Source organism: Mesorhizobium sp. B2-4-19, assembly GCF_006441315.1.
Taxonomy (GTDB): Bacteria; Pseudomonadota; Alphaproteobacteria; order Rhizobiales; family Rhizobiaceae; genus Mesorhizobium.
Window position 1 is genome coordinate 1 of record NZ_VFUV01000015.1, and the last position, 18,702, is coordinate 18,702.

Consider the following 18,702-nt stretch of genomic DNA (forward strand, 5'->3'; position numbering starts at 1 on the left):
ATCCCGACATCGTGCTCGGCCGCGAGACGAACAGCACCGGCACGGTCGCGTTCGCGCTCCTGCTGCAGCCGACGAGCAGCGGCGCCACGATCTGGGTCGTGCAGTACGAAGCTCTCGCCAACACGAAGCCGGCGCTAGGGGAGGACGCGAACACCCTCGATCTCTCCACCCTCGTCTATGTCAGCGGGTCGACCACCACCACCTCGTCGTTCTTGATCGGTACCAAGCAGCCCGGACAAAATTACTGGCTGCCGTTCAACAACACCACCGGGACAGCAACGGTCATCGTGACCGGGCTCGATACCACCAAGCTCGACACGGTCAACACCAGCTCGGTCGGCGACGGCAGCGACAGCCAGTCGATCACGCCCGGCGGGGCCCTGCGCTTCGATTTCGTCACCACCACGGGCTACAGCACGACCACCAACACCAAGGACAAGACCTTCCTCACCGACAACTCGCTCAGCATCTCGACCTTCATCGAAGGCACCGGCGCGAGCTTCGACATCAGCCAGGTGACCCCGACCGGCAAAACGATCAGCGTAAAGATCGTCGCCCAGAACGAGTCCGCTGGCACTTTTAGCTCTGGCCCTGGCTCTTACGCGGACACCACTGTCAATACAGTGCCACTCACCGAAATCAAGGTCTGGACCGGCGGGGTCGGCGGGACCTTGGTCGCCGACTCGGCGCAGGCCCCCTCTCTCAACCATGGCATCACCTTCGGAGGCACCGCTAGCGCCCCCGATGGGACCGTCAACAATCTCGCCGTCCACGAGACGATTCAAATCCTCACCGGCAGCACGCTGTTCGACCAGTTCGTGGTTGAAAACAACAACCCACCCAAGGGCGCGGGCTTCGACATCCTCAACGTCTCCCAAACGCAGTCGAGCACCCAAACCGACACCACGGAAGTCGGCGCGCACATCATCTTCGAGGACAGCGTGCCGACCGCCAGCACGAGCACGGTGGCGAAGACGGTCTACGAGGACGGACTGGTCGCGCTGGACGACCCGACCAGCGCGACCACCGCCACGGGCTCGGTCTCGACGCTCTTCAACCCGGGCGTCGACAAGCCGCTCACCTACGGGCTTTCAAGCGATACATCCAGCCTGACGAGCCAGAACCTCGAGTCGGGCGGGCACGCGTTGTCCTATTCGGTCGATACCACCACCGACATCTTGACCGCCTCCTACACCGTCGGAGCGGCTACGACCACCGTGTTCACGCTCGCGCTGACCAAGAACGGCGCGAACGCCGGCGATTTCACCTTCACGCTCGACGCGCCTGTCGATCATGCGCCGGGCGCGAGCGACTCGAAGTCGACCGAGATCGACTTCGGTTCGATCGTCCAGGCGACCGACGCTGACGGCAGCCAAGCCACCGCGGCCCTCGCGGCGCTGGCGGTGACGGTCGTCGACGACGTGCCGGAAAACTTCACGCCGGTGCCGATCGCCAGTGCGGACAACATCCAGGACGCCGCCGGCTCGACGGCCACCAAATACCTGACTGGCGGTGCGAATGATCCGTACCCCGCCCTGAACATCGATGACCACGCCGGGGCCGACGGCTTCGGCGCCCTGACCTTCACCGGCACGAACGGCTCGCAACTCACGGGCCAGCTCGACAGCGGCGCGACCGGGACTCCCCTGACAACAGCGGGCGGGTCGCCCATCTACCTGTTCGGCTTCGGCACGGGCACACTGACCGCGACGACCGACCCCAACGGCCTGATTGCTGCGGACGACGTGTTCACCATCACGACGGATCCGGCCAACAACCAGTACACGTTCGACATGCTACAGGCGATCGGCAACGGCTCGCATACCCTGTTCAGCGACTTCGCCGACGTTCCGGCCGGCGACTACGCCTGGTTCTCGTTACCGTTCAACCCGACGACGAAGCAGCCGGTCACCCCGGGCATGTCGGTGGTCTTCACCGGCAAGACTGCCGGCACGGACACGGTCAACCCCAGTTCGATCGGCACCGGCACCGATGCCCAGTCGGTCAAGGACGGCAACGCCATCCGGATCGACTTCGTCAACGACGTCCATTCGATCAACACCACGAACGACCTGAAGTCCCTCGGCACTCTCGGCTATGCCGGCCACTACGAGGTCAACGACAGCGGCTTCACCCTGGCTCAAGTCAATGGGTCGGGCGGCCCGAACGCGACCGTCGACATCCGCCTCGACGCCTACGACATCGCTCAAGGGTCGCTCACCCCCGGAGTGGGGACGTTTCCGAGCGATTCGAACCAGGACGCGATCACCGAAGTCAAGCTCGTCACCTTCGACAGCAGCGGCAATGAGACACTCCTCGCCGATTTCACAGGGAGTGGGACGAAACCGATCACCTCCGGCGGCAAGACCGAGTCCGTGACGGTCAATTTCGATCCGACGGGGGACGGCAACGGCGTGGATGTGGAGGGCCTCAAATACATTCCTGGCGTCTATATCCTCGCCAGCACCGCCGACGGGTTCGACCGCCTGGTGGCGACCAACGTCGACACGACTTACAACAACGCCAATCACTCGTTCGACGTGGGCGCGGTGAGCGCCGGAACCTTCGTCGCAGGCACGGACGTCAGCATGGCCTTCGACCTCGCGCTGCGGGACGCCGACGCCTATGCGAGCGCCCCGACCAGCTTCACGGAGGTCGGGACGGGCACGCTCAACATCAAGCTGACGGCACCCACGGTGTGACAGGTGGCTTCGGCCGAGCCGGGAACCCGGCTCGGCCTTTCTTTTAGGGGGCGTGGCGTTGGACCAAGCAAGCAGTGACATCATCGCCCTGACCGCAGAGGCCGAGCCGCCCGAGGCAGAGCGCGCGCCGACCGAGCTATCCAGAGTCGGACCTGCGCCCGCGCCGCCGTTCACGCCGATGGACTCTGGCCTGGCCGGGCTGGCGGTGATCGCGGGATACTACCGCATCGCCGCCGATCCGGCGCAGATGCGCCATCAGCTCGCGCTGACGGGGCGATTCGCCGCGGTCGAGGATATCGTGCGCGGCGCCAACATCCTGGAGCTGCGCTCTCGAATCCTGCGCCGCATCACGGCCAAGCGCCTCGCCGCCGTTCCCTATCCCGCCCTGATCGGCCTCAAGGACGGCACCTTCGGCGTGCTGGCAGCTTCACCCACTAAGGGGCTCGCACGGCTGCTCGATCCTATCGCCCGCATTGCTCGGGAGCTGCCGATCGCGGACATCGCGGCGCTCTCCTCGGGCGAGGTTGTGCTGGTCACGCGTCGTCTGGGTGGGGCAGGCACAAACCCCAGAACTTTCGGATTCCGCTGGTTCCTGCCCTCGATCCTGCGTTACCGGCGGCCTCTCGCCCAGGTCGTGCTCGCGTCGCTCTTCGTGCAACTGTTCGCGCTGATCACGCCGGTGTTCTTCCAGCTCATCGTCGACAAGGTGCTGGTGCACAAGGGGGTGTCGACGCTCACCGTGCTGATCGTCGGCCTGGTGACGCTGGGGCTGTTCGACTCGGTCCTGCAATTCCTGCGCGCCTATACGCTGAGCCACACCACCAACCGGATCGACGTCGAGCTCGGCCGGCGCCTTTTCCATCACCTCTTCCGCCTGCCGCTCGCCTATTTCGAGACGCGCGCGACCGGCCAGACGGTCGCGCGCGTGCGCGAGCTCGAAACGATCCGCAACTTCCTGACCGGACAGGGGCTTACCGCGCTGCTCGACCTCGTCTTCACGCTGGTCTTCTTCGTCGTGATGTTCATCTATTCGGAAAGACTGACGCTGGTCGTGCTCGGCACGATCCCCGTCTATCTCCTGATCGCGGTGCTGATCCGCCCGGTTCTTCGCGAGCAGATCAATGAAAAGTTCAACCGCGGCGCGCGGTCGCAGCAGTTTCTTGTTGAATCGATTGTCGGCGCGCCGACCCTGAAGGCGGCGAGCGTCGAGCCGATGATGCAGGCGCAATGGGAGGAGCGGCTTGCCGCGTACGTCCGCACCTCGTTCGACGCCGGCATCACCGGCGCGCTCGGCCTGAACCTCATCCAATATGTGAGCAAGGTGACGACGGCGTTGATCCTGCTCTTCGGTGCTGAAGCGGTGATCGACGGCGCTATGACGGTCGGCGAGTTGATCGCGTTCAACATGATCGCCTCCCAGGTCGTTGCGCCGATCCTTCGCCTCTCGCAGCTCTGGCAAGATTTCCAGCAGGTCCAGGTTTCGGTGGCGCGGCTCGGCGACATCCTGAACACGCCACCAGAACCCGTGCCTCAGAATCTGCTGACGCTGCCGCCCCCGAATGGAGCGATCGAACTGCGCGGCGTGTCGCTGCGCTATCGGCCCGATGCGGCCGAGGCCCTGCGCAATGTCACGCTGTCGATCGCCCCGGGCGAAGTCATCGGTTTCGTCGGTGCGTCGGGTTCGGGCAAGTCGACGCTGGTCAAGGTGGTGCAAAGGCTCTATTCGCCGCAGGCTGGGCAGGTAATGCTCGACGGCGTCGATATCGCCCAGCTCGATCCGGGATGGCTTCGCCGTCAGATCGGGGTCGTGTTGCAGGAAAACATCCTGTTCAACCGGTCAATCCACGAAAATATTGCACTCGGCGATCCCGCCGTGGCGCGGGCGTGGGTGATCCAGGCAGCCAGGCTCGCCGGCGCCGACGAGTTCATCGCGCAGATGCCGCAAGGCTACGACACGATCATCGAGGAGCGCGGCGCCAATCTCTCGGGAGGACAGCGCCAACGCATCGCCATTGCCCGCGCGCTCGCCACCAATCCGCGCATCCTCATCTTCGACGAGGCGACCTCGGCGCTCGACTACGAGAGCGAACGCATCGTCCAGGAGAATATGCGTGCAATCGTGCGCGGCCGCACGGTGCTGATCATCGCCCATCGCCTGGCGGCGGTGCGTCCATGCACGCGCATTGTCGGAATGGAAAGGGGCGAGATCGTCGAGATCGGAAGCCACGAGGAACTCCTCGCGCGCAAAGGCGGCCTCTACGCCCGGCTCTGGGCGCTGCAATCGGATCAGGCGAGGGCCGAGCCATGAATGAGAGAACCTTGCCGCCGCTGCCTTCGCCATCGCCGCGTCCAGTCAGCCAATCCGTGGCCATTATATCTGGTCGCGATCGCGAATTCCTGCCTGCGGCGATTGAAATACTGGAAACGCCGGCGCCGCCGCTGTCCGTCATCACGATGCTGACGATTTGCGCCTTCTTCGCCGCCGCGCTCGCATGGTCGTTCTACGGCCGGCTCGACGTCCACGCCGTGGCGCCCGGCAGAATCGACACGGCCGGGCACGCCAAGGTGATACAGCCGCTCGACCCCGGCAAGATCGCGGCAATACATGTTCAGAACGGGCAGCGCGTGAAGGCGGGAGACCTGCTGCTGGAGATGGACCCCGCGGAGCCGGCGGCTGAGGAAAACGCGCAACGCGACGGACTTGATGCAAACCTCGCCGAGATCGCACGGCGGCGGTTTGCCATCGCGACGGCGCGCGCGGTGCTCGACGGTCCAGCGAAATCGAGCGAAGCAAATGCGGGCGAGGTCATTGTCGCGCAACTGGCGCAAGCCGCCGCTGACCCCGAGCCGAGGATTGCCTGGGACATCGAGTTGCCGGAAGCGACCCGCCTGCGCGAGGCTTCAGTACTGATGGCCGACCTCGACCAGCTCATCGGCGCCTTGCAAAGCCTCGACAAGCAGGTCCTGCAGAAGGACGCGACGCGTCAGCGCCTCAATATGAGCATCGCCTACCAGAACAAGTTGATCGAAACACTGACACAGCTCGTCGGCACCCGCCAGGAGGCGCTCAATCGTGAAGTCGGCAGCAAGATCAATCTCTACGACTCCACGCAGCAGCTGGAGAAATCGCAATCGTCGCTGGCGTCGGACGAAGGGCAACTTATCGAGACCGATGCCGCCCTGAAGGAGCTTGGGAGCGAGAAGATCATGACGCTCTCGCAATTCGTAGCCGACAACGACAACAAGCTCGCCGACGCCGAGCGCAAGGCGGACGAAGCCAAACAGGCGGTCGTCAAGGCGGACGCTCGCCTCGCACGTACCAAGCTCTATTCACCGGCTGACGGCGTCGCGCAGCAGATCGCCGTGACCACGGTCGGTCAAGTCGTGACGACAGGGCAGCAGCTCCTGGTCGTAGCGCCGACGGATGGGACGCTGCAGGTTGAGGCGCTCGTCGCCAACCTCGACATCGGCTTTATCAAGCTTGGCCAGAGCGCGGCGATCAAGGTCGACGCCTTTCCCTTCACTCGTTTCGGCGTGCTGCACGGCCGAGTGACGCGCATCGCCTCCGAAGCGGTCGAGGAGCAGGAGGCCAAGCGCGGGCTCGCCAACGCGGTAGCCGCCGCCAATACGACTGCTGCGCCCGCCAGCCAGGCGGGGCAGCCTCAGAGCTTTGTCTTCCCGGTCACCATCGCGCTCGAGGAACAGGCGATAAACATAAACGGCGGGATGATCCCTCTGACTTCGGGCATGACGGTGAGCGTGGAAATCAAAACCGACAGCCGCCGCGTCATCGACTACCTGCTGTCGCCGCTCGCCAAGGTAGCTTCCGAGGCGTTCAGAGAGAGATGATGTATCCCGGCCGAGCCACGATTTGTGCCGTGCGCTCGGTCAGCTTTCCACGTTTCACGAGCGTGGGTTTGACATAGGTTCCTCATCATCACGATCCGGTGACGGCGGAGCCGGGACTAAACGACCTCGGCTCGCCAACGTTCCATGGAACCCGGCAAAGGCGGCCGGCACGCAGTTCCTCGTCCCTACCGTGCGCTCAACGCGACCATGCGGTCGAGCGCCGCGGTCAGGCCATGCAGCGACACCGGGAATGTCAGTGGCGTCTCCGCATCTGTCGTGACATTGAGCTTCAGCACCTCGCCTACCCTCAGCTTTCCGAGCACGGATCGGTCAATGGAAAACACCGCGATGCAGCCTGTCGGCAGGCAGGTCCTGAAGCGCTGCGGGGACAATGGCGGCTGATCGTCGATCTGCGGCGTCACGCCCGGATCGAGCAAGATGCCGAAGGGCAGAAGCAGGGTGGCCATCGTCGACCCGTCCGCGCGCCTCTGTATCTCCATGGCAAGCAGCCTTTGGCCATTCTTCTGGACCTGGTCCTGTGAAAGCGAGCAAACCCTCGCATTCTCCTGGACAGAGCAAGCCACGCTCCAGTCCTGATAGACTTCGCGCAACGATGACGGTCCATCTGGAGCAGCCGCTGCCTTTTGTTGAGCCGACGCTGGCGACATCAACGAGAATGCGATTGTCCCGTATGCGCAGGCGGCCTTGAGGCCACGCTTCATGTGCAGACCCATTCGCGAATCTTGCATTTGGCCCCTGACGCCTCGCAGGTCTGCAAGGCAAGGTCTTCGGCCTCCCGGCGGGTCTCGGCCGAATTCACGCCCCAGGGCGTGAAACGGTTCTCGACCTTGTCGGCCATGGCGAGCGCGCCGCAATGCTTGTAGGGAAAGCCGGTCTCGTCGTCATCAGTCCAATGGCGATGGTTGCGGAAGACGGAGACGACGTTGCAGGCCTTGCCGCCGGCGTTCTCGCAATATTTCTGCGCGATGTCCTTCGCCTCCTGCCGCTTGTCGGCGCCCCAGAAGAAGCCGTATTTGCTGTCGGACTGCGAATAGGCGATGGCCGCCCAGATGCCTTTTTCCTCCTGCTGCGGTTCCGAAGGTGCCACCAGGTCGGCCGAGACGACGTGTCCGCTCCACAACAAGGTCAAGCCCAAAACTGCCAAAGCCCGTAATCTCATGGTCGGCACCCCTTTCCTTGATCCTGGTCGCTTTACCTACTTCGCCGCCGAGGCGACGGAGATCACCACGCAGCTTTTGCCTGTCGGCAAGAGAAGGGCCTCACCGGCATTGCCGCCGAGCTCGTAAACCTCGACCTGCCCGAGATGGTCGGTGATCTTGCTGCCTTGCGGAAGAATGGACTGGAGATCGGCGCATGGGCTGGCGAACGGCGCCACCCGCACCATCGTCCCTTCGCAACCCGAAGCGGTGGGCGATGCGAAAACGACGCCCGCGGCAGGTCCGCTATAGCGTTCCGTCGCATAGTCCATGCCGACGAAGGCCTGGACCGCATGCTTGTCTGCGGCCTGGTCGTTCCACAAGGATTTGACGCTGTATTTCGTGCCTGTCGTCAAGATCTGCCCGAGCACCGGATAGATGGTCGAACAGGCCTGCACCCCGGCCTGCTTGACATGCTCGAGGAAAGGCGTGTCCGGAAGCGCCGGGTTGGCGGTCTCAGCCTGTGCGGCCGTCGCGCTGCCGACCAGATTGGCGATCGCGGCGTAGTTCCCGGCGGCGAAGCCAAGGCCGGCCACGGCGAGCCCCAACAATGAAAATCCGACGACGCGCGGCCACCGCCGCGGTCTCGTTTCGACGAGCCGCTGCCGATCCGCCTCGACGGCCGGGCTGCTGCGTTTTGCGGACATGAACTGGTCCTGCTGGCTCATTGTGTTGCCCCGGTCATTTGAGTGGCGAAAGGGCTGCCGACAGCCCCTTGAGTGTTGCTGCGGTCACGGTGATCGTCTTGCCGTCGACGGTCGGATAGGAAATCGCCGGCGTCGCATTCTGCGTGATCTGCTGGCGCATGACGGGGCCGACCGGCAGCATGCCGACACAGACCACCTCATTGCAGCCGTTCAGGTGGACGTCGATCGCCTGGTCCCGCCCGTCGAATTTCAGCGACACCAGGCCGTCGCTCCTGGCGTTCGGCGCGGTGCGAACGATCATGTAGGGCTTGCCGTCTTGCGTGGCGGCAAGCGACCAGCTGAAGGCCATCTTGCCCGAGGAATCCTCGATCACCTGCGAGACATTGCAGACCTTCTTGCGGGCCTTGAGGTTCTCGTCGCAGATCAGCGTCCAGTTTTCGAAGGGACGGATCGTGCGCTGATAGGTTCCCAGCTTCACGTCGGGCGGCAGCACCACATCCGAAGGCTTGATCCTGTAGGGCGACGTCACCTGTCCCGCGGCCGGCGCGAGGCCGCCGCAGAGCACCAGGCAAGTCAGTACGGCAAGTCCTTTCATTCCTGCCTCAGTTCAAGGTGAAGCTGATGCCCGCGCCTACGCCGACATGACCGCCGGCGGCCGTGCCCGACACGTTGCCGCGGATGCGGCCGTCCTCGCTCGTGTAGCCCGCACCGAAGGCCAGGGCGCTCGAATCCCGCCAGAAGCCGCCGCCCGCCGCGACGCTGAGCTTGCCGGGACGGTCGTCATACCGCAGCGAGGCCGCGGCAAGGCCGATCGCCGCCGCCTGGCGGGCTTCGTCGCGTATGCCGTCGATGTCGGTATTGAGCTGGCTGAGCTTCTGGTCGGTATAGTTGTTGGCCTGCTGCAAGGTCGTGGCGGCCACCTTGTCGGTGTAGCTGTTGGACGTGCTGATGGCGTAATCGACGCGGTTGTTCATCTGGGTGACGTTGACCGCATCGGTGCCGGCAACACCGGGGCCGACATTGGAGATGACCACCGGCGCGTTGACGTCGCCACCCTGCAGCGTGATGCTGTTCTTCTTGCTGCCGTCCGGATTGGTGTCATAGGTGACGGCATTCTGGGTGAGCGATCCGAGGCCCGATTTCAAATCCTCGACCGCCGTGTTGGTGGCGTAGAGCTGCGAGCCGTTGATCGCATCGGTGCTGCCGGCGTTGACCCGTCCGGCGGCGACATTGGTGATCGTGCGCTCGGCACCGGCGTCGCCGACGCTGACGGTCCCGGTCGGGGTGGTGCCGGCGAAGGCGTAGGTCTTGCCGTTGATGACGGTGCTGGAGGTGCCGACCGCGGCCTGCGTCACCGAGCCCGAACCGAGCGCCACGTCATTGGCGTTGTTGGCCTTGGCGCCCTGGCCGAGCGCGACCGCGCCTTGTCCCGTGGCTGTCGAGCCATTGCCGGCGGCAAGGCTGTTGGTGCCGCTGGCCACGCTGGCCGGCCCGATCGCCACGCTGTCGGTGCCGCTGGCGGTGGAGTCGGCCAGCGTCGAATTGGCGTGGAAATACTTGATGCCGCCGCCATTGCTGATGTTGGTCAGCGCGTTGTTGACGGCCGTGAACCCGTCATAGACGGTCGAATAATTGTTGCCCTGGATCGTATAGGTCGGGCCGGTGATCGAACCGTCGGGATTGACCGTGGTGCCGCCGCCGAACAGGTTGCTGATGTTTTGCGACACGCCCTTAAGCTGCGAGACGTTGACGGCGTCGGTGTTGGCCGAGCCCGCCGCTACATTGGTGAGCTTGCGTTCGGCTCCAGCGCCGCCGATCGACACTTCGCCGACCGAGGTCTGTGAGCCTGACAGCGCGTAGGCCGTGTAGTTCGCCTGCGCGCCGACCGTGGTGACGGATTGCGCTCCAAGCGCGACGCTGTTGACGAAGGTGCTTTGGGCGCCGGCGCCGAGCGCCACCGACTGGATGCCGGAAGCCAGCGAATTGGTGCCGAGTGCCAATCCGTCGGCCAGCATCACATGGGCATTCTGGCCGATGGCCGTTCCGCCGGGTGCGGTCTGGTCGACGACGGCGCCGTTGCCGATGCCGACGCCATTATCGCCGTTGACGACCGTCGTCGGGCCGACCGCGACCGATTCCGCGCCGACCGCCAGCGAGTCGCCCGCCGTCGAATTGGCATGGAAGTACTTGGTCGAGGTGACCGACACGGCGGCGATGGCGCCGGCGAGCTGGCGCACCGTCACCGCGTCCTGATTCTGCGTGCCGTCGGCGACGTTGGTGATCTGCCGGTACGCCGAGGTGGTGCCGACCGACACGGCGCCGAGCAGCGCCTTGTCGGTGGTGTTGTACTGGATGAAGTTGGACGGCCCGGCCGCGATCTGCCCGGAAGCCGGAGCGATCGCGCGATCCGAGACGGAACCCGAGCCGAGCGCCACGCTGCCGTCGATGCTGGCCTGTGTGTCGCGGCCGAGCGCCAGCCCGCTGACGCCGGTCGCGGTCGCCTGGTAGCCGACGGCGGTGGAGCCGACCCCTTGCGCGAAGGAATCGGTTTGCGCCAGTCCGGCCTCGTTGGTGCGGGCGTAGCGGATGCCTATGCCATTGGCGTCGGTATAGGCGGTCGAGGTGTCGCCGGCGATGTTGTTGATCGTGTTGCCGAGATTGGTGACGCCACTGCCGATATTGGCGATATCGGTCGTGTTCTGCGTGACCTGCTGGTTGGTGGCGAAGAGCTGCGAGCCGTTGACCGCGTCGGTCGAGCCGCCATTCAACTGTCCGGCCGCGACGTTCTGGATCTGGCGCTCGGCGCCAGCCGACCCGACCGAGAAGGCGCCCGCCGGCGTGCCACCGGCGAAGGTGTAGTTCACGCCGCCGATCGTCGCTCCGCCGACATTTGTCGTTGCGCCCGATGCTGAATTCAGGCCGATCGCCACATCGCCGGCATTGTTGGCCACGGCGTTGGGTCCGACAGCGACGGAATTCGTTCCAAGGGCCTGGGAATCCGGCAGGGCCGAATTGGCGTGGAAATACTTGATGCCGCCGCCGACATTGATGTTGTTGAGCGTTGCGCCGATGGCGTCGACCGCCTGGTTGGTGGCGAAGAGCTGCGAGCCGTTGATCGCATCCGTTGAGGAGCCACTGATCCGCCCAGCCGCCAGGTTGGTGAGCGTGCGTTCCGCGCCGGGCGCGCCGATGCTGACCGTCGAGGTCGGATTGGTGCCCTGGAAGGCATAGGTCGTGCCGTTGATCACGGCATTGGGCGTGCCGACCGCTGCGACCGTCACCGAGCCGGAGCCGAGCGCCACGTCGCCGGAGCTTGCCGCCGCGGTGGCACCGTCGCCCAGCGCGACATTGCCGGCGAGGCCGGCGGCACCCGCCGTCGAGCCGTTGCCCAGCGCCACGGAGCCTTGCCCGATCGCCTTGTTGCTGTTGCCGATGGCGACGGCGCCCGCCGCCATATTGGCCGCGGAGGCACTTGCCGTGCCGTCGCTGTTGGCGATGTTGTTGGCGCCGCCGGTGAAGGCGCCGGTGCCGCTGGCATAGCTGGGATCGCCGATGGAAACCGCGCCGTCGCCATAGGCGGTGTTGCCGGAACCGATGGAGACGGCCTTGCCGCCGGTCGCCACCGCATTGGTGCCCATGGCGACCGCTTCGGCCGAACTGGCCTTGGCATTGTTGCCGACGGCGATGGCGCTCGTCGCCGACGCATTGGCGCCGATGCCGAGTGCGGTACTGCCTGCCCCGCCTGCGTTGGCGCTGACGCCGGCGGCGAGGGAATTGTCTCCTGTCGCGTTCGCGCCGGACCCGAACGAGGAGGCGTTTGCGCCGCTGGCTACAGCGACGTTACCGACCGCTGTGCTGGCGGTGCCACTCGCAATTGAGGTCGTGCCGATGGCGATGGCGCTGGCCGCCGACGCAGTCGCATTGGCTCCGACCGCAAGCGACCGAGCGCCCGAAGCATTGGACTCGGAACCGATCGCGTTTGCGAAGTCTCCGCCTGATTGCGCGGCGTTTCCGATGGCGGTGGAAGCGACGCCCGGCGCCAGCGCTGCGCGCCCGAGCGCCATTGAATAGTTGGCGCTGGCGTTGGAGCTTTGACCCAACGCTATGGCGTTGAGCGCACTCGCTTGACTGAGCCGACCCAATGCCACGGAACTGCTGCCCGATGCATTCGCCTCGCGCCCAAGCGCCACCGCAAATACATCCGAGGCTTGCGAGCTCTGGCCGATGGCAACGGAAGACATTGCGCTTGCATTGGAGCCGATGCCGAGCGCGGTGGAATTGGCGCCACTGGCGACCGATGACCAGCCTCCGGCGAACGAACTAGCGCCGCTAGCCAAGGAACTGGTGCCGACGGCAGTGGAATTCCCTCCCGAAGCGACGGAGAAGGTACCCAAGGCGTTGGCACCAGCCGCGGTGGCTTGGGCCTGAACACCGAGCGCTACGGAATTGACGTTGCTTGCGATCGTGCCTTGGCCCAGCGCCATCGCGCCACCCGCGCCTGTGGCTTTGGCGTTTAGGCCAAGAGCCACCGAGTATTGCGCCGACGCAAGGGATGACCGTCCGACCGCGATGGCGTCGGCCTGGGAAGCCGTGACATCCGTACCGATGCCGATTGCGCTCGTCGCAGTACTGCCTGTTCCGGCGACTGTTCGTGAGCCAAGATAGATGGAGTTGATCTGGGAGGCGATCGAGCCGAAGCCGATCGCGACGGCATTCTGGGCACCCGCACTGGCATTGGTGCCCTCGGCTATCGAGTCGGCTCCGTTTTGCACGGCTCCGGATCCAAACGCGATACCGCGTACCCCGTTCGCCGTGCCGCCGCCGCCGAAAACCTGTGCTGATGCCGGCGTGGCGATGCCGCCCAATGCGATCGCACCCAGCGCCGCCGCCACCATCTTGCCGATGCCGAGCATGCCGAGTCCAGATCCGTTGCGCCGCATGCCGAGCACGCGGTGCGCCATGCGCAGCACCGCCATCAGCCGGCGGCGAACCGAGCGAGAGCGGGGATCGGCCCCCGCAATCCAATGCCTGGCGAAATGCGCCGTGCGGTGCTGAACAAACGAGCCACTCGAAATGTAATTGTCGGTCATGGTCCCTCTCCGTTCGCCAGCCGTCAGGAAATATCCGACAATTCCAGCAGTCGCAGAAAGCCATGATTCTGGTTTGCCGTATTTCAGGAAATTGCTGTTTTGTCAGAAAAAATCGCGGCAACTTCGCGGGAGTTAACGGATAGTTACTTTAGTTAGAGCTTTAATAATGCAGACTAAAACAACGACGCGACCAATATATCACTTAAGCTTCGAATCAAGCTTGCCGAAGCGAGCCTGCAAAGGCGTCGATCGCCGGTATTTCTTCATCACGGTAGTAAAATGGCTCTGGCTCGAAAAGCCGCTCAAATGGGCGATATCGGCGATCGTCATGCGGCTTTCGGCAAGCAGTCTTTCGGCGAAGCCCAACCGCAGATCAAGCACATATTGATGCGGCGGCACCCCGAACGTCCGCGAGAAAGCCCGCACGAAATGATAGGACGACAGCCCGCAAACCGCCGCCATTTCGGCAAGCGCTATCTTGCGCGTAAAATTCTGATCCAGGAAATCCCGCACCTTGCGCGCGCTGTGGGCGGAAAGCCCGCCTTTCACGTTCAGCGCCGGCTGTCGCGCCGGACCGGGTCCGGATGCCGATCCCGGAGGGCCATCATCAGACCGCATCTTTCGGTCCCTTGATATTTCGCAGATGGAATTCAACCCGAGACCGCCCTCCCCGTTCCCCCCAAAAACAATTCGTGATTGATCGAGCTGTGGCTGCATTGTCGCTCCGGTTCATTCGATCAGTCCGGCCAGATGGCGAATAGTGCACAGGCTGCATGCTACTTCGAATGACTCCCGTAATGCCTGCGGCACAGTGGTGGCGGACGTATTTTGGAAAACTCCGGAAGCTTAGTAGGAAATTCCGGTCTTGGATTATCGGAAGGCAGGTGTTGCCACTTTGCCATCCCGAGCTTTCAGTTTCTGCCCGGCGCATATCCGGTCATGGTCGGTGTTCTGCCCCTGTACCTCTTCATGGTTGCGGCCAGATGACTCTGATCCGAAAACCCTGCGAGGTAGGCGACTTCGGCGATTGCAAGCTCGCCGTCAACGAGTAACTTTTCCGCGAAGTCCAGGCGCAGGTTGATCAGGTATCGGTGCGGCGGCATGCCGAACGTGCTGGCGAACCTTGCTATGAAATGATTGGGCGAAACCCCCGCGACCGAAGCCAGCTCGGCGACCATGACCTTCCGCACGAAATTCTCGTCGAGATATTCGCGCACGCGTCGGGCGCCGGCGGCGGAGAGCCCGCCCTTGGGCGACGCGGTCTGCCGGCTGCGGCCAGTGTAGGTGCGCAGCAGATGCACGCCGAACACGGTGAGCAGCGAGTCCAGGTAGAGCTCGTTCGGCGGCAGCTTGCCGGTCAGCTCCGCGGTGATCATCTGGGCGATGTTGAACGCCCTCAGGTCGACCTTGCCGAACGCAGGCGGCTCAAGCTCCAAGTCGGAGCGATCGAACTCGTGCGCGGCCAGCTCCGATAGTGCTTCGGGGGAGATGGAAATGACGGCGTTTTCCCTGGTCTGCGACCAAGCCAAGGTGCTGTCGACTCCAGCGGGATTGATGACGAGGCATCCGACCGGCGCATCGTATTGCGTGATCTTGTCGCTGCCGAGCGAGGCTCTGAATTTGCGCCCAGGTCTCAGCACGATGCCCGCGGAATGTTCCCTGGCCAGGAACGTCTGCGACCCGGGACCGCGGACGGAATAGATGACGCTGCCACGCGCGGTGGCTCTTCTGGGACCGGCACTTTCTGGAATGATGTCCAGGACATATCGGGCTACCCGATCGACGCCCCGGGAAACGCCGCTTTCCCGAGCTTCGCCCGCATTTTTCATTCGCGTCGCCTCAGCCGCCTTGCCGCCGCCTGAAATCCCCTTGCCCGAACCCGGAACCAAAGTAACGCAGGCGTCTCGGCTAGGGAAGAACTCCCATGCGCAAAGAAAAATTTTTATTCGCGAAAAGAGAGAAAAAATGACCGGTCATCGAAATTGGCGAGCATTCTATTTCAGGGCGATGGCCGATTTTCGCCATCCCAGAGATCCATTTATCGCCCGTGGGCGCGGCTTCGGCGAATCCATTGCTTCGTTTTTTGGCGCCGGCATCGGCAGCCAGGCACGACGGGGCGCCAAGCCGGCCGGTCACGAGCGGCTGCTACAGATCACCGCGACGTTTCTCGTACAGATCCCAGGTGAGTTCGACAAAGGCCAGAAGGACATCGTCGCGGTTCCAGCCGGCCGCGACCGCCGCCTGGACGATCTCACGGACGGGAGGCAGCAACTGGCGCTGGCATTCGGCAGACAGGTCGCCGTCCCCCACGGGAGGCCCCTCGAAGTTGAATTTCGTCATTCGGCGTCCCCCCGCCTCGGATCAAAGTTTATACCGCTAATTTCGTTCCAACTGATATACAACAGATGTGATGCCAAATTACAGGAAGCCTTGGACCACAAGGGCAGCACAGGGCGATGCAGGATCACGCCGTCTCTTTGCTTTCCCTCGCGTCAAGTTGATTTTCCCAGGCGGGCGTTCAGGGAGAATTCATTGTCCAAACCCTGCCTGGGACTAGATCTCCTTGGCCAGGCGGCAACCGCCATCCACCGAATGCGAGGCATGAACCGGCCGCATTGCGTTCTGCAACCGCTCGCTGGATAGTCCCGGCAATGTTCGAGACCATTGCGACTCACTGGACCCAAATCCTGGCGATCATCTCGGTGGTCATGGCGACCGTCGGCATCGCCCACGCCGTCATGACCAAGGAGGATGTGCGCGCCGCCACCGGCTGGGTCGGCGTGATGGTGCTGTCACCGATCCTTGGCGTGCTGATCTATGCCGTGGCCGGCATCAACCGCATCCGCCGCGCCACGATCACGGCGCAGCGTCCGCTCACCGGCGACGCGGTATCCGCCAAGCACGAGCGCGACATCGCCGCCGAGGAGGCCCTGATCGTCGAGCGCTACGGTCAGCGCTTCACCGGCCTGCGGACGCTGGGCGACAGGGTGGCGCGGCGCGCCCTCAACCCGGACAATGCCATCGACGTTCTGGAGACTGGCGACGAGGCCTATGCCGCCATGTGCGCGGCGATCGACGGCGCCGAGCGCAGCGTCCTGCTCGAGACCTATATTTTCGACAATGACGCCGTCGGCCTGCTTTTCGTGGAATCGCTGGCCGGTGCCGTCCAGCGCGGCGTCGCCGTTCGCGTGCTGATCGATGCCGTCGGTGCCCGTTACTCCGTTCCCAGCATCCTCGGCCATCTGCGCCGCGCCAACATTCCCGCCGACGTCTTCAACGGCAACATCGTCATAGGCCTGCGCCTGCCCTACGCCAATCTCCGGACCCACCGGAAGATCCTTGTGGTCGACGGCACCGTTGCCTTCACCGGCGGGATGAACATCCGCAAGGGTTTTTCGGCCGAGTTCGCAGGCTCCAACAGCGCCAGGGACACGCATTTCAAGGTCACCGGACCTGTCGTCGCCGACCTGTTCTCGGTCGCTGCCGAAGACTGGCGCTTCGCCACCAACGAAGCGCTGAAGGGCGATGCCTGGCGAATTGCCCCGCTGTCGCCGCCACCCGGCCAGCCGATGCTGGTGCGGGCGGTCGCATCCGGGCCGGATGCCAGCAATGAGACCAACCACAAGCTGCTGATCGGCGCCTTCTCGGTGGCGCGCAAGTCGATCCGTTTGATGTCGCCCTATTTCCTGCCGGACCGCGAACTGATCAGCGCCTTGATCACCGCCGCCCGGCGCGGCGTCGAGATCGATGTCGTGGTGCCGGCGGTCAACAATCTCTTCCTCGTCGACCGCGCCATGACCGCGCAATTCGACCAGATCCTGAAGAATTATTGCCGCATATGGCGCACGGACGGCCCATTCGACCATTCCAAGCTGCTGTCGATCGACGGCGTGTGGGCCTATGTCGGCTCGTCCAACCTCGACGCCCGGTCGCTGCGGTTGAACTTCGAGATCGATCTGGAGATCCTCGACGCCGGCTTTGCCCGCGAGATCGAAGCCCGGATCGGATCGGCAATCGAAACGGCCATTCCCGTCACGCTGGACTCCTTGCGAGCCCGCCCCTTCATCATCCGGCTGTTCGACCGCATCCTGTGGCTGGGATCGCCCTATCTCTAGATGGGTTTCCACCCTATCTCTAGATGGGTTCTCACCCTATCTCTAGATGGGCTCTCACCCTATTTCTGGAAGGCTTTAACAAAACGACGTTTTTGACGGATAGTTGGTGTCGGCCATGGAACATAAGCGCAAAGACTCGATTTGAGGTGCATGGTGAGACCAGCAGGCATGGCAGGCACACGGTGCGGATAAACGGACGCAGCCTCCCGGCAACCATGCTTTTGTCCATTCGCGACAGGCGGATGCGCAAGGCAAACGCGGCTGCGCACAAGGCAACCGCCACCACGGGCACCTTGGTTGCCTCCTACAACGTCCACAAATGCATCGGCGTCGACCGCAAATTCGATCCCGAGCGCACCAGCCGCGTCATCCGCGAAATCGACCCCGACGTCATCGCGCTGCAGGAAGCGGACAACCGTTTCGGCGACCGTGACGGGCTTCTCGACCTGCCCCGCCTCGAGCGGGAAACCGGCCTGGTGCCGGTGCCGATTTCAGCGACCGGCAAGGGCCATGGCTGGCACGGCAATGTCCTTCTGTTCAAGAAGGGCGTCGTCCGTGACGTGCATCAGATCAGGCTTCCGGGCCTGGAACCGCGCGGCGCGGTGGTGGCGGAGATCGACCTCGACGGAAACCGTACCTTGCGCATCATCGCCGCCCATCTCGGCCTGCTGCGCCATTCGCGCTCGCAGCAGGCCCGTGTCGTGCTGGACATCATGAGCAGCGCCGATGAAAAGCCGACCTTGCTGCTCGGCGACCTCAACGAATGGCGGCTCGGCAACCGCTCGGCGCTCAACACGCTGCACGCGACGTTCGGGCCTCAGCCGCCGGCGGTGCCCACCTTCCCCTCGAACCTGCCGCTTTTGGCGCTCGACCGGATCATGACCAATCGGCACGGAATGATCGCAGCGGTCGAAGCCCATGACACGCCGCTTTCGCGCGTCGCCTCCGACCATCTGCCGCTCACGGCCTTCGTTCGCCTGGACCACATGGTTTCCGCCGATAACGCCATGATGTCCCCGGCGTCGCAAAGCGTGTAGATCTGCAGTGGAACGCTCCGGGTCATCCGCGAGTTTATGTGTCAA

Annotated in this window: 14 protein-coding genes; 5 read left to right on the top strand and 9 right to left on the bottom strand. The window is 64.0% G+C overall.

Annotation, left to right across the window (positions count from 1 at the left end; translation table 11 throughout):
• The 3 genes from FJ546_RS31310 to FJ546_RS22520 form a co-directional block, all read left to right on the top strand.
• A partial coding sequence (locus FJ546_RS31310) for a hypothetical protein (protein ID WP_181168048.1) occupies window positions 1-2,702 on the top strand: 2,702 nt, incomplete at its 5' end.
• Between the two features lie 178 nt (window positions 2,703-2,880).
• Entirely contained in the window at window positions 2,881-5,010 is a 2,130-nt protein-coding gene (locus tag FJ546_RS22515; RefSeq protein ID WP_140891459.1) for a type I secretion system permease/ATPase, read from the top strand.
• On the top strand, window positions 5,007-6,551 hold the full coding sequence (locus tag FJ546_RS22520) for an HlyD family type I secretion periplasmic adaptor subunit (RefSeq protein WP_140891349.1): 1,545 nt from the start codon (window positions 5,007-5,009) through the stop codon (window positions 6,549-6,551). The genes FJ546_RS22515 and FJ546_RS22520 overlap by 4 nt, the downstream gene beginning before the upstream one ends.
• A gap of 185 nt (window positions 6,552-6,736) precedes the next feature.
• On the opposite strand, the gene FJ546_RS22525 is transcribed toward FJ546_RS22520, so the two are convergent.
• From FJ546_RS22525 to FJ546_RS22565, 9 genes are all read right to left on the bottom strand, one after another.
• Entirely contained in the window at window positions 6,737-7,285 is a 549-nt protein-coding gene (locus FJ546_RS22525) for an invasion associated locus B family protein (protein ID WP_140891350.1), read from the bottom strand.
• On the bottom strand, window positions 7,270-7,731 hold the full coding sequence (locus tag FJ546_RS22530) for a DUF4189 domain-containing protein (protein WP_140891351.1): 462 nt from the start codon (window positions 7,729-7,731) through the stop codon (window positions 7,270-7,272). The genes FJ546_RS22525 and FJ546_RS22530 overlap by 16 nt, the downstream gene beginning before the upstream one ends.
• Window positions 7,732-7,767: 36 nt before the next feature.
• A complete protein-coding gene (locus tag FJ546_RS22535; RefSeq protein WP_140891352.1) occupies window positions 7,768-8,436 on the bottom strand; it encodes a hypothetical protein in 669 nt (222 codons plus the stop codon).
• Window positions 8,437-8,449: 13 nt separating this feature from the next.
• Entirely contained in the window at window positions 8,450-9,010 is a 561-nt protein-coding gene (locus FJ546_RS22540) for an invasion associated locus B family protein (protein WP_140891353.1), read from the bottom strand.
• Between the two features lie 7 nt (window positions 9,011-9,017).
• Window positions 9,018-13,505 carry a YadA-like family protein gene (locus tag FJ546_RS22545; protein WP_140891354.1) on the bottom strand — a complete coding sequence of 1,496 codons (4,488 nt, stop codon included), beginning with the start codon at window positions 13,503-13,505 and terminating at the stop codon, window positions 9,018-9,020.
• 198 nt (window positions 13,506-13,703) lie between these two features.
• Complete coding sequence (locus FJ546_RS22550; protein ID WP_140891355.1) at window positions 13,704-14,222, bottom strand: AraC family transcriptional regulator; 519 nt, start codon at window positions 14,220-14,222, stop codon at window positions 13,704-13,706.
• Between the two features lie 194 nt (window positions 14,223-14,416).
• The gene (locus FJ546_RS22555; protein WP_140891356.1) at window positions 14,417-15,334 is read right to left on the bottom strand and encodes an AraC family transcriptional regulator; all 918 of its coding nucleotides are present in this window, start codon (window positions 15,332-15,334) and stop codon (window positions 14,417-14,419) included.
• Window positions 15,335-15,413: 79 nt separating this feature from the next.
• Entirely contained in the window at window positions 15,414-15,641 is a 228-nt protein-coding gene (locus FJ546_RS22560) for a hypothetical protein (protein ID WP_140891357.1), read from the bottom strand.
• Between the two features lie 9 nt (window positions 15,642-15,650).
• Window positions 15,651-15,845 carry a hypothetical protein gene (locus FJ546_RS22565; RefSeq protein WP_140891358.1) on the bottom strand — a complete coding sequence of 65 codons (195 nt, stop codon included), beginning with the start codon at window positions 15,843-15,845 and terminating at the stop codon, window positions 15,651-15,653.
• A gap of 311 nt (window positions 15,846-16,156) precedes the next feature.
• On the opposite strand from FJ546_RS22565, the gene FJ546_RS22570 reads away from it, so the two are divergent.
• Both FJ546_RS22570 and FJ546_RS22575 read left to right on the top strand, forming a co-directional pair.
• Window positions 16,157-17,620: a phosphatidylserine/phosphatidylglycerophosphate/cardiolipin synthase family protein gene (locus FJ546_RS22570; protein WP_140891359.1), complete on the top strand. Its 1,464-nt coding sequence runs from the start codon at window positions 16,157-16,159 to the stop codon at window positions 17,618-17,620.
• 242 nt (window positions 17,621-17,862) lie between these two features.
• A complete protein-coding gene (locus FJ546_RS22575) occupies window positions 17,863-18,657 on the top strand; it encodes an endonuclease/exonuclease/phosphatase family protein (protein ID WP_140891360.1) in 795 nt (264 codons plus the stop codon).
• The last annotated feature ends 45 nt before the right edge of the window (window positions 18,658-18,702 follow it).